Here is a 12,201-nt window from a genome sequence, read left to right on the forward strand (position 1 = left end):
GACAGGGGCAGGGCCTCCGCGTGGTGCACGGGCGTCGTGGCGTCGGCCAGCGACCGGCCCACGGCGAGCGCGAGCCGCGGGTTGCCGCCGCTCGCCCGGTGGATGCGCCCCGCCATCCGCGAGGCGAGCCTGTGGTGCACCAGCAGTTCGGCGATCTCGTCGGCCTGCAGCGGCTGCACCAGCAGCACGTCCGCCTCGGACGGCACCCAGAGCGCCACCGGCGCCGCACCGTACGGCTGCTCGCCGTCCGGGACGCCGTACGGACGGTCGGACCCCGCCCGGCGGTCGGCGCCGTACTCGCCGCCGGCGCCCCGGGCGCCCTCGGCACCCCGACGGCCGTGGCTGCCGTGGCTGCCGTGGCTGCCGTCGGCTCCGTACGGGCCGCCCTGGGTGCCGTGGAGGCCGCCCTGAGGGCCGTGCGCGCCCGTCGAGCTGTGCGCGCTCGCAGAACCGCCGTACGTACTGCCTGCGCCGTACGTCCGCTCAGTGCCGTACGCGCCACGGGAGCCGTGCGGGCCGCCGTCTCCGCGCGGGCCCGCGGCGCCGGTCGGGCGGGCCGTGCCGTGTGCGTGGTCCGTGCCGTACGGGTGGTCGAGGCCGCGCGGGCCGTCGGAGCCGTACGGATGGGCGGGGTCCGGGCCGCGTGCCCCGTCGGGCGAGGTGTGCGGGCGGTCCGGGCCGTACGGGGCGGGGGTCTCCACGGCGAGGACGCGCAGGTCGGGCGGCGCGAGGTGGAGGGCGAAGCGGAGCAGGTCGGCGCTGTCGGCGTCGAGGTGGCGGGTGTCGTCGACGACGAGGAGGACGGGGCGCTGTTCGGCGAGGGTGCGCAGGATGCGGGCCAGGGCGAGGCGGAGCGCGATGGGGTCCCAGCCGCTGTCGGGTGCGGTGGCCTCGCGGCAGAGGACGGCGACGGCGGACCGCTGCGGTCCGGGCAGGCCCTCCAGCGCCGAGTCGGGTACGGAGGCGACGAGTGCGGCGGCGGCCGCGCCGGGCATGGTGCGGTCGGCGGGCTGCGGGGCGAGCCAGAGAACCGTTTCGCCGCGGTCGGCGGCCTCGGCGGCGGCGGCCTGGGCGACCTCGGTCTTGCCGATGCCCGCGGGCCCGGTGAGGACGGCGCGTCCGCGGCTGCGCAGGACCTGTCCGAGGCGTGCGAGGAGACCGGCCCGCCCGACCGGCGTGGAGCGGTAAGGCGTCGTCCTCATGTGCCACCACCCTCCGGTGCCGCGGACCCCCTGCCCGCGCCCTGAGGATACGAAGTCGGACGGCCACGTCCAGGTGCCGTGTCCGGCATGTGGACGCCCTGTCGCGGGGAACGGTGCGGGGCGCACCCCCGGCGATGTGCCGGGAGTGCGCCCCTGACCTGCGATGATACGGTGACCGCCGGAGTCTCAGAAGGTGAGACCCCAGGAGTCGATGTAGCCGGTGTCACCCGCGTACACATCGCGGACCTGGAGGTTCCAGGTGCCGCTCGCCGCCTCGGACGAGGCGTCCACGGTGTAGGTGGCGAGGACGTTGTCGGCGCTGTCGCTGCTACTGTTGTTCTTCAGCCGGTAGGCGGTGCCGTCCGGGGCGACCAGGTCGATGACGAGGTCGCCGCGGTAGGTGTGCTTGATGTCGACGTCGACCTTGAGGGTGGCCGGGGCGTTGCCGGTGAGGCCCGAGACGCTGATCGGGGACCGCACGGTGGAACCGTCCGTGATGGCCACGTCCGTGGTGTTGGTGAACGTGGTGCCGGGCTCGGTGGGCGTGGTGCCGCCGGTGACGGCGTTCACGGTCTTCGTGGCGTCGGCGATACCGGCGCCGCAGCCGCCGGAGCAGGTGCCGGGCAGCGGGCGGGCGTTGGCCTTGATGGCGGACTCGATGTCGGCCGGGGTCAGCGAGGACTTGGCGGACTTCATCAGTGCGGCGAGGCCGGCGATGTGCGGGGCCGCCATCGACGTACCCATGTACGGCTCGTAGTTCTCCGTCGACTGGACGGTGGCGCCGGAGTTCAGCGTGGAGAGGATGCCGTTCTCGGGGGTGGTGATGGTGCCCGGCGTGTCGGTGGCGCGGCGGGTCTCACCACCGGGGGCGGTGATGTCGATCTTGCTGCCGTAGTTGGAGTAGAAGGCGCGGTTGCCCTCACGGCTGTTGGACGCAACGGAGATGACGTTGTCGCAGTTCGCGGGCGTGAAGCCGGACACGTCGGCGTTGCTGTTGCCGGCCGCGACGACGACGGTGGAGCCGCGGGAGACGGCGCCGTTGATGGCGTTGCGGTAGACGGTCGGGCAGGTGTTGCTGGCGCCGCCGAGGCTCAGGTTGATGACCTTGGCCGGGGTGGGGTTGGCGGGGATGCCGGAGACGCTGCCGCCGGAGGCCCAGGTGATGGCGTCGGCGATGTCGGACGAGGAGCCGCCGCACTTGCCGAGGACGCGGACGTGCTGGACCTTGGCGCCGTACGCGATACCGGCGATGCCCTTGCTGTTGTCGGTGACGGCGCCGATGGTGCCGGCGACGTGGGTGCCGTGCCAGGAGGAGTCACTGGCGCGGGAGCCGATGCCGCACTCGCCGTCGGTGGCGTTCCAGTCGCCCTCGTCCTTGGGGTCGCTGTCGCGGCCGTTGCCGTCGCGGGCGTCGCTGGAGCTGGAGATGAAGTCGTAGCCGGCCACGGTGTTGGCGGCCAGGTCCGTGTGGGCGGCGTAGCCGGTGTCGATGACCGCGACGGTGACGCCGCTGCCGGTGGTGGTGTCCCAGCTGCCGGGCACGTTCATGCCGCCGGTGGGCTCGAAGAGGTCCCACTGCTTGGCGTAGTCCGTGTCGTTGGGCGTGACCGCCATCGCGTAGGCGCGGATGTCGGGCTCGACGGACGCGACGGCCGGGTCGGCACGGAAGGCGTCCATGACCTCCGCGGCGTCCTTGCCCGTGGCCTCGGCGCCCAGGTCGACCAGGGCGGAGCCGTCGGCGAGGCGGCGCTCGAAGGCCAGCTTCTCGCCGGTCTTCTTGGCCTTCTCGGCGGTGTCGCTCTTGGCGGCGGTGTTGGAAGTGGCCTCCGCGGTGCGCGCCTTGTAGGTCACGATGACCTTCTCGACGGGCGCGCTCGGCGTGGCGGCGGCCGGGTTCATGGCCTGCGACACCGGGACAGCCGGCTTCGGGGAGGGGGTGGCCTGCGCGGCGAGCGCCACGGACGACGTCGCCGTGACGCCGAGGATCGTGGCACTCGCGGCCACGACGGATATCAGTCTCCGCCTGGAACCGTTCAAGGTGTTCCCTTTCAGGGGCTGGCTCCGGCGACTCCCGGAGCAGCTGACGGTGCGGAGCGCGAGCGGGCGGCGCGGGACTCTGGCTGCTTGTGGGGTGCCTCCACAGTCCCTTGGGGCCGGGTGCGCCCCCGCGCCGCCGCCGGCGCGACGGCCTCGCCTTCGGGGCCGTCACCGGCGGAACCCCCTTTGGGGTCCACACGTATGGGGTTACATGCACCTGACATTCACAAGTCAGGGAAGAGGAACCGCCGGTGCGGGAGACAGTAGGGAAACGCGGAATGAAGCCGATACGGGGAAAACCCTTGTCACCCCCGCGCGGCCCCTCACCGCAGCACCGGAGCCGTCCCCCTCGGGGCAGGGCGCGCCCCGGCGGGGCCGCTCTGTACAGGGACGACGCAGCCCGCCGACCGGTGAGTCACCTGTGAGCCCCGGCAGTTGAGACCACCGGCCCCCGCGCCGGCCGGGGGCGTTTTCCGGCCACGAGGAGCTCGAACCCTCCGGCGCCCGCAGGGCGGCTGCCGACCGGCCGGCGACCGGCCGGCGAGTAATCGTTTGCCCTTGCACGGACGAGTGAGGGGGGCGCTCAGGCATCGAGGGGCGCACAGGGAGCGCACTCGGTCGGCGTGCGACGCGGGGGTGCACTGCGGTGTGGCGACACCGAACGGCGCGCTGTGCGTGTCTCACTCCACCCACCATCACTTTCCGTTACAGCTAGATACTGAGAGTGACCACAGGTGGGTGGCGTGTGCGCGCCGCCCACCCGAAACGGAAAGGCAGCCATGACTGTCGAGACTCGTACGGTCGGCGCGGGGAAGACCGAGGTACGGACGGAACAGGCGGAGCGGCTCAGCCTCAGCACGGCGGCGGCCCGCAATCTCGCGACCACCACCAAGTCGCGCCCGCAGATGCAGGAGATCAGCTCGCGCTGGCTGCTGCGGAAGCTGCCGTGGGTCCACACCCCGGGCGGTACGTACCGCGTCAACCGGCGCCTGTCGTACGCGGTCGGGGACGGCCGTGTGACCTTCATCCAGACCGGCTCCAAGGTGCAGGTCGTCCCGGCGGAGCTGGCCGAACTGCCCCTGCTGCACGGCTACGACGACGAGGCGGCGCTGACCGCGCTCGCCGGCAAGTTCACGCAGAAGGAGTTCCGTCCCGGCCAGGTCATCGTGGAGGCCGGCCGCAAGGCGGACACGGTCTTCCTGATCGCCCACGGCAAGGTGGAGAAGGTCGGCAAGGCCAAGTACGAGCAGGGCGAGACCCGCCTCGGCATGCTGGCGGACGGCGACTCGTTCGGCGGCCGGATGATGGCCGGCAACGGCAACTGGGAGTACACGGTCCGCGCGCTCACCGCGACCACGGTGCTGACGCTGTCCCAGTCGGCGTACAAGCAGGTCGCCGGGCAGCACGACAGTCTGCGCGCCCATGTCCAGGCCATGGGCTCCAACGGGCACAAGACCAACAAGTACGGCGAGAAGGCCATCGAGTTCCTCTCCGGCCACCAGGGCGAGCCGGACCTGCCGACCACGTACGTCGACTACGAGTCCTCGCCCCGCGAGTACGAGCTGAGCGTCGCCCAGACCGTCCTGAAGGTCCACAGCAGGGTCGCGGACCTCTACAACCAGCCGATGAACCAGACGGAGCAGCAGCTCCGCCTCACCATCGAGGCCCTCCGGGAGCGCCAGGAGCACGAGCTCGTCAACAACCCGGAGTTCGGGCTGCTGGCCAACACCGACTACGGCCAGCGCATCCAGACGCCGGACGGCCCGCCCACGCCGGACGACATGGACGATCTCATCAGCATGCGGCGCGGCACGAAGTTCATCTTCGCCCACCCGCGGGCCATCGCCGCGTTCGGCAAGGAGTGCAACAAGCGGGGCCTGTACTTCGGCAGCGTCGACGTCGACGGGCACCACATCCCGGCGTGGCGCGGCATCCCGATCCTGCCCTGCAACAAGATCCCGATCAGCGAGCACCACACGTCGTCGATCTTCGCGATGCGTACCGGCGAGGACAACGAGGGCGTCATCGGCCTCTACCAGACGGGGCTCCCGGACGAGTACGAGCCGGGGCTCAACGTGCGGTTCATGGGCATCGACGACAAGGCGATCATCTCGTACCTGGTCAGCACCTACTACTCCGCCGCCGTGCTGGTGCCCGACGCCATCGGGATCCTCGAGAACATCGAGGTCCGTCCGCGTGCGTGAGCACCAGGACCCGCACGGACGACCGCTGAAGGAGGGCTGACCGGTGTCCCTGCTGTCCCGGATGTCCGCCGCGCCCGCCACCCACGGGATCGCCGAACGGGTGGGCGCGCTGCTCGCGGACCCCGCGCGGACCGCACCACCCCGGGCACGGGCAGCGGCGCCGGACCGGCCCCGTGTGCCGACCGGGCCCAGCGGCCTGGGCAGCACCGCGGCCCGCGCGACGCCCGGGCCTCCGGCCGCCGGCCCGTACCGCCTGCCGGAACTCCGTCCGAGCCGTACGGGAGGTGGCGCCACGGGCCCGGGGGCGGCGGTCGCCGCCGCACCCCCGCGGGTCACCATGGGGTCGCTGCTGCCGGGTCACGTCGTGGAGGGCCTCGCGGCCGCCCACGGAATCGGCACGGCCGCCGCGACGTCCGTGGTCCGCGCCCTCCAGGAGGCAGGCCCGGACACCCCGGCAGACGCCCCGCGCACGGGCGCCGCACCGGCGGACACGGCTGCGACGGGTGCGACGGCTGCGACAGGTGCGGCTCCGGAGCGGGACGCTCCGCCCGGGCCGCGGCTGTACGGCCCGCCCGCCGTCCGTGACGATGCCGCGCTCGGCGAGGAGGTCGACGACCGGCTGGTGCGGTGGGCCGAGGACGTCGGCATCTACCCGGGCCGGCTGGACACGGTCCGGTCGGCCGGTTTCGGCCGGCTCATGATGCTGGCGCACCCCGCGTCGGACGACCCCGACCGGCTGCTCGCCGCGGCCAAGTGCGCCCTGGCCGCGTGGGCGGTCGACGACCACCGCGTCGACGGCGCGGCGGAGCAGGTCGTCCGCGACCAGCCGGCGGCGGTCGCCCTGCGCTCGGCGCTCGACCACCTCTCCGAGTACGCCACGACGCCCCAGCTGCGGCGCCTGCGCGACCAGCTGTCCGCCCCCTTCGTCGCGTACGGCCATGAGGCCGTCGGCCATGAAGCCGTCCGGCACACGTCCGGCGGGACACCTCCGGACCGGGAGTTCCTGACGCACCGGCACCGGAACACCTTCCTGCCCTGCATGGCGGTCATCGACACGGTCGCCGGGTACGAAGTGCCGCAGGCCGAGTTCGCGGACCCCCGGGTACGCCGGGCGTTCACCATGGCCGGCACCGCCGGCGTCATCGTGAACGACCTCTACTCGATGGGCACCGAGGGCCCCTCGGACACCGGCCTCCCCCGACTGGTCGCCGTCGAGGAGACAAGCTCGCCGGACGAGGCCGTCGACCGGACCGTCGAGATCCACAACGAGCTGATGCACACCTTCGAGGCCGAGGCCGCCGCCCTGTCCCTCACCGGCTCCCCCGAGTTGCGCCGCTTCCTCGCGGGGATCTGGGCGTGGCTCGGCGGCAGCCGCGAGTGGCACGCCGGCCACGCCGGCCACGCCCGCCGCGGCACGGCCGCGAAGAACTGACCGACCGGGGGCCCCACGCCCCCGGTTCCCCCCACACACCGAGGAGCGCACACCATGACCATGATGAACGACGTCCTGCGCACCGACTTCCAGAAGTCGGTCGCGGAGTACTGGAACACCAACCAGCAGGACCCGGTCAACCTGCGGCTCGGCGAGGTCGACGGGCTCTACCACCACCACTACGGGATCGGTGACTACGACCCGTCGGTCCTGGAGGGCCCGGAGGACACCCGCCAGGAGTGCATCACCGAGGAGCTGCACCGGCTGGAGACCGCGCAGGCGGACGTCCTGCTCGACCACCTGGGCGCCGTCACGGCCGCCGACCGGCTGCTGGACGCCGGGTCGGGGCGCGGCGGCACCAGCTTCATGGCCAACCAGCGGTTCGGCTGCCAGGTCGACGGGGTGTCCATCTCGGAGTACCAGGTCGGCTTCGCCAACCGCCAGGCCGAGGAGCGCGGGGTCGCGGACCGCGTGCGGTTCCACTTCCGGAACATGCTCGACACCGGCTTCGAGACGGCGTCCCGGCGCGGTGTGTGGACCAACGAGACCACCATGTACGTGGACCTGTTCGAGCTGTTCGGCGAGTTCTCGCGGGTCCTGGAGCACGGCGGCCGCTACGTGTGCATCACCGGCTGCTACAACGACCTCACCGGCGGCCGCTCGAAGGCGGTGAGCCGGATCGACGAGCACTACACGTGCAACATCCACCCGCGCAGCGAGTACTTCAAGGCGATGGCCGCCAACCGGCTCGTGCCCATGCAGGTGGTCGACCTGACGGCGCAGACCATCCCGTACTGGGAGCTGCGCGCCAAGTCGGCGCTGGCCACGGGCATCGAGGACCCGTTCCTCACCGCGTACAAGGAGGGCAGCTTCCACTACCTGCTGATCGCGGCCGACCGCGTCTGACACTCGGGGCGGGCACGGCGGGCGCGGTGACGCGTCGTCCGCCGTCCGTACGGTGTCAGTGGGAGCGGGCCGGGCTGGTGAAGCGGCGGTTGCAGTACACCAGCGGGGTCCGCTCCTGCACGCTGGCGGCGTGGACGCGCCCGACGAGGATGCTGTGGTCGCCCCCGTCCAGGACGGAGTGCGTGACGCACACCAGCCGGGAGGCGGCGCTCGGCAGCCCGGGGATGCCGAGCTCGATGGGGGTCATGTCGCCGGCGGCGAACTTGTCGCGCCCGTGGCCCCCGAAGCGGCGGGCGATGTCGGCCTGGTCGTCGGCGAGCACATTGACCAGGAAGGCATCCGAGCCGGTGAACGCCCGGTGGCAGCCCGCCGACTTGGCGAGGCACACGAGAACGAGCGGCGGGTCGAGCGACAGTGAGCAGAAGGCGCTGGCGGTGAAGCCCCAGCGGCCGCCGGACGGGTCCACGGTGGTCACGACGGCGACCGGCCCGGGCACGGCTGCCATGGCGTCGACGAAGGTGCTGCACTCGGCGGACGTCAACATCTCTCCCCCAGGTGGATGGTCCGGCGTGCGGGTCAGCCGCCGCCGGCCGCTGCGGCGGCGCGGGCCAGGAGCAGGGGCAGCGCGACGACGATCGGCGGGTCGCTGATCAGCGGGGCGCGCAGCCGCAGCGTGAACGGGACCGGGGAGCCGCGGCGCGGTGCGCGGGCCGCGCCGACCAGGCGGCGTGCGCCCGCGGGGTCGTCGAGGGCGTCCGCGACGCGGGTGTCCCGGTCGAACCAGACGGCGAGGACGTGGTGCACGCCGTCGTCGGGCGGGCTGAGGCGTACGGCTCCGGGGCCGGTCGTGACGGTGCAGCCCACGGGCAGGGCCTGCGGTACGCCGTGCGGGTAGAGACCCGTGAACAGCAGCCCGGACGCGCCGGGCCCGGCCCCGGTGACCTCGCCGGTGATGTCGCCGCTGCTGTCGTGGCCGGTGGGCTCGTACGGGCCCGGGCCGGTCGTGGCGGGCAGGCCGGGGGCCCGGGCGAGGTCGCAGGTGTCGGCGATGTCACCGATGCTGCGGTCGCCGTACTGGTCGACGAGGAGCTTGAAGCGGCTCGGGGACATGCCGACGAGCCGGGTGAACTGAGTGGTGAACGTGCCGAGGCTGGAGTAGCCGACGGCGGTGCACACGTCGGTGACGCGGGGCCTGCCGCGGATCATCATGCGCTGTGCCTCGGCCATGCGCAGGGCGGCCAGGAAGCGGCCGGGCGTCACGGAGGTGACGCTGCGGAAGACGCGGTGGAAGTGGAACGGGCTGAACAGGCCGGCCTCGGCGTGGTCGGTGAGGCACTGGGCCTCGCCGAGGTGGTCGCGCATCCGGCGCACGGCACGTTCGACGGAGGCGAGGCGGTCGTCGGACGGGGGTGCCGGTGGCGCGGGGGCTGGCGGGTACGGGGACATGGCGGTCCGTCGCCTCCTTGACGCGGCGCGGGCGGGGGGGGGACGAGCGGCGGCGTGCGGGGCGCTGTACGGCTCGGTCGGGGGCCCGGGTGGCCGGGGTGGCCGGGGGTGAGCGGGTCAGCCGGTTCCGCCCGGGCCGCCGGGGCCGGCGGTGGCGGCCTTGTCGCGGGCGGTGCGGAGGGAGGCGGTCCATGTCGCGGCGAAGCGCCGGCGGAGTTCCTGGGCGCGGCCCTGCGCCAGGCCGAGCCTGGTCCATCCGTGGTGCGCGAACGACAGCCGGGTGGTGCCGGGACCCGCGGGGGCCGTGGAGACACGGCAGGTCGGGTGGGTGCGGGCGTCGGGGATCTCCACGGTGAACGTGAGCTCCTCGTCGGGTCTGAGCTGCCAGTCGCTGACGGCGAACCGGCGCGGTCCCTCGTCGTCGACGATGAAGAACCAGGCGGGCCGGAAGCCGTCGACGGCGACGGGGAGCCAGTCGAGGACGGCCGGGTGGCGCAGCGGCCTGAACGGTCCGGTGGGCAGGTCGACGGAGCCGTCGATGTCGTCGCGCCACTGGTAGCGCGTGTTGCGCCCGGTGTGCAGGTGCGTACCGAGCCGGGTGAGGAAGTCGCTCCAGCCGTGGAGGAGTTGGGCGGACTCGGCGGCGCTGCGCGTGTCGTCGTGGTCCTCGACCGTCAGCACCGAACCGGTTCCGGGGCTCTCGTCGGTGCCCGGCGTGAGCGTCCACACGACGGACTGCGGCGCGCCGACGCCGAGGAAGCGCCAGTCGAAGGCGACGCTACGGCCGGGGACGATCGCGGTGGGGCGCACCGTGAAGAAGTCGCCGTCGCCGAAGTCCAGGCGGGTGTCGGAGCCGACGCGCAGCGGTGCGGAGAAGTCCCCGAACCAGCGGCTCAGCGCGCGGAGTTCGGTCAGTGCGGGCCACACCCGGTGCGGCTCGGCGGCGAGGCGGAGCGTCACCCGGACGACCCCGGGGCGCAGTTCCCCGGCGGGCGCTTCCGGGGGGACGGGGCCGTGATGGTCCGACATCTGTCCTCCGATGCTCGACGGGGGCCTGAGCGCCGCGCGGCGGGCTGCCACCCGCCGGATCGCTCCCATATTATGTAGCAGTCATGTGCTGTCAACGGTGCGAACCCGCCGTGGTTTTCTCGCCTTTTCGCCTTTCTGTGCAAGCGTCTGGCTGTTCGGTTCCGCATCGGTAAGTCTTTCTCGCGTCATTCCCGTGGATCGGAAGGAATGCCGTGGAGCACTTCTCTGCGCCGTCCCGGCGGATTGCACCCGCGGCCCTGGCCGGGCGGCTCGCCGTGATCACCGCGACCACCGTCCGCCATACGGCGGGCGGCCTGCTCGACGCGCTGCGCGCCGGTCCCGGCGGGCGCCCCGACGCCGTGAGCGGGCGGGCGGTGCGGCTGCTGAACGACCTGGGGCCGACGTTCGTCAAGGGCGGGCAGCTTCTCAGTACCCGTACCGATCTGCTGCCGCCCCGGGTGTGCGGCGCCCTGGGGCGGCTGCACGACCGGGTGGCGCCGATGACGGCGGCGGAGACGTCACGGGCCCTGGCGGAGGCGTATCCACCGGGCCGCGACTGGCCGTTCACGGCGTTCGAGCGGACAGCCACCGCCGCCGGAAGCATCGCCTGTGTGCACCGGGCACGCCTCGCGGACGGCCGTACGGTGGCGGTGAAGCTGCGCCGCCCCGGCATCCGGCGGCACATGTACGCGGACGTCGCCCTGCTGCGGGCGGGCGCCCGGGTGATGCAGCGGCTGCCGCCGCTGCGCCGGGTACCCGCGCGGCGGATGGTGGAGGAGGTGGGCGGGGCCGTGCTGGGCCAGCTCGACCTGGAGCAGGAGGCCGGGGCGCTGGCGAAGCTGCGCGCCAACCTGTCGGCACTGCCCGGTTTCCGGCTGCCCGCGCCGGTGCCGGAGGCGTCCGGGCCCGGGGCGCTGGTGATGGAGTTCATGGAGCCGCTGCACCGGTTCGAGGCGTCGCGCATGGACCGCGAGGCGCGCCGGCAGGTGGTGCGGCAGGTGCTCCAGGGTGTGTACCGGATGCTGTTCATCGACGGTCTGGTGCACTGCGACATGCACCCCGGGAACCTGTATCTGGATCCGGACGGCGCTGTGGTGCTGCTGGACGCGGGGTTCGTCATCCAGCTCGGCCCCGACGTGCGGAGGCTGTTCGCCCAGTTCTTCATGAACATGTCCCTGGGCCGGGGGGCCGAGTGCGCCGACGTCGTGCTGCGCAGCGCGGAGCACATACCGGAGGGATGCGATCTGGCCGGGTTCAGGGCCGGGATCGAGGAGCTGGTCGCGGCGACCACCGGGCGTACGGCCGGGCAGTTCCGGCTCGCGCCGTTCGCGGCGCGGCTGTTCGACCTGCAGCGGCGGTCGGGAGTCGCGGCGGCGCCGGCGTTCGTCTTCCCGCTGCTGTCGCTGCTGGTCCTGGAGGGGATGATCAACGACTTCGACGTGGACGTCGACTTCCAGGGTGAGGCGATTCCCACGCTGCTCACGGCGTTGAACCGGTGAGCGGGGAGGGGGCCGGGGCCCGGGTGTGGGCCTTCCGGCCGGTGCTGGAACCCGTCGAGGCCGACCCGCGGGCGGTCGGCGTTCACGACTGGACGGTGCTCGGGGTGAGCGACGACCCGGTGGCGGACGCGCTGCGGCGGGCGTCCCGGGCGGGTGGGGTGCCGGGGGTGGCGGTGGTACTGGGCGAGCGGTACCGGGACGCGTACGACGCGGTGCTGCTGGACGCGGTCGCGCGGGCCGAGGCGGGTGGGGGGCGGGTGGTGCTGCTGCACCGGGGGGCCGGTGGGGTGAGTCTGCTGCGGGCGGCGGCGGTGGAGTCCGGGGGGCGGTTGCGGGTCGCGGCCGTGGAGCTGCCGGCGGACCGGGGTGCGCGGTGGCCGTCGGGGTGGGACGCGGAGCGGCTCGCCGGGGTGGCCGTCGCGGTGGGCGGCGAGCTGCGGGTGGTG

General features: G+C 73.3%; 10 protein-coding genes. 5 read left to right on the top strand and 5 right to left on the bottom strand.

All coding sequences use genetic code 11. The features are described 5' to 3' along the window. Window positions 1-1,202 (bottom strand): AAA family ATPase (locus HTZ82_RS31985; RefSeq protein WP_254711614.1); only part of this gene is annotated, 1,202 nt, incomplete at its 3' end. 186 nt (window positions 1,203-1,388) lie between these two features. Continuing rightward, the gene (locus tag HTZ82_RS04555; RefSeq protein ID WP_175407966.1) at window positions 1,389-3,206 is read right to left on the bottom strand and encodes a S8 family serine peptidase; all 1,818 of its coding nucleotides are present in this window, start codon (window positions 3,204-3,206) and stop codon (window positions 1,389-1,391) included. A gap of 812 nt (window positions 3,207-4,018) precedes the next feature. Here HTZ82_RS04555 and HTZ82_RS04560 point away from each other — a divergent pair. The 3 genes from HTZ82_RS04560 (at window position 4,019) to HTZ82_RS04570 (ending at window position 7,781) form a co-directional block, all read left to right on the top strand. After that, window positions 4,019-5,443, top strand: a complete 1,425-nt coding sequence (locus HTZ82_RS04560; protein WP_175407967.1) for a family 2B encapsulin nanocompartment shell protein — start codon at window positions 4,019-4,021, stop codon at window positions 5,441-5,443. Between the two features lie 43 nt (window positions 5,444-5,486). Further along, window positions 5,487-6,875: a terpene synthase gene (locus tag HTZ82_RS04565; protein ID WP_175407968.1), complete on the top strand. Its 1,389-nt coding sequence runs from the start codon at window positions 5,487-5,489 to the stop codon at window positions 6,873-6,875. A gap of 63 nt (window positions 6,876-6,938) precedes the next feature. Then, window positions 6,939-7,781, top strand: a complete 843-nt coding sequence (locus HTZ82_RS04570; RefSeq protein ID WP_175407973.1) for a geranyl diphosphate 2-C-methyltransferase — start codon at window positions 6,939-6,941, stop codon at window positions 7,779-7,781. Window positions 7,782-7,836: 55 nt separating this feature from the next. Here the strand turns inward: HTZ82_RS04570 and HTZ82_RS04575 are convergent, their stop codons facing one another. From HTZ82_RS04575 to HTZ82_RS04585, 3 genes are all read right to left on the bottom strand, one after another. Further along, a complete protein-coding gene (locus HTZ82_RS04575) occupies window positions 7,837-8,325 on the bottom strand; it encodes a flavin reductase family protein (protein ID WP_175407969.1) in 489 nt (162 codons plus the stop codon). A gap of 32 nt (window positions 8,326-8,357) precedes the next feature. Continuing rightward, window positions 8,358-9,227 (bottom strand): AraC family transcriptional regulator, encoded by an 870-nt coding sequence (locus tag HTZ82_RS04580; RefSeq protein ID WP_175407970.1) that lies wholly within the window; start codon window positions 9,225-9,227, stop codon window positions 8,358-8,360. A gap of 117 nt (window positions 9,228-9,344) precedes the next feature. Further along, the gene (locus tag HTZ82_RS04585) at window positions 9,345-10,256 is read right to left on the bottom strand and encodes an SRPBCC domain-containing protein (RefSeq protein WP_175407971.1); all 912 of its coding nucleotides are present in this window, start codon (window positions 10,254-10,256) and stop codon (window positions 9,345-9,347) included. Window positions 10,257-10,468: 212 nt separating this feature from the next. On the opposite strand from HTZ82_RS04585, the gene HTZ82_RS04590 reads away from it, so the two are divergent. Both HTZ82_RS04590 and HTZ82_RS04595 read left to right on the top strand, forming a co-directional pair. After that, complete coding sequence (locus tag HTZ82_RS04590) at window positions 10,469-11,755, top strand: AarF/ABC1/UbiB kinase family protein (RefSeq protein WP_175407972.1); 1,287 nt, start codon at window positions 10,469-10,471, stop codon at window positions 11,753-11,755. Continuing rightward, window positions 11,752-12,201 (top strand): hypothetical protein (locus HTZ82_RS04595; protein ID WP_217623665.1); only part of this gene is annotated, 450 nt, incomplete at its 3' end. The genes HTZ82_RS04590 and HTZ82_RS04595, both read left to right, overlap by 4 nt.

Source organism: Streptomyces sp. TRM64462, assembly GCF_013362995.1.
Taxonomy (GTDB): Bacteria; Actinomycetota; Actinomycetes; order Streptomycetales; family Streptomycetaceae; genus Streptomyces.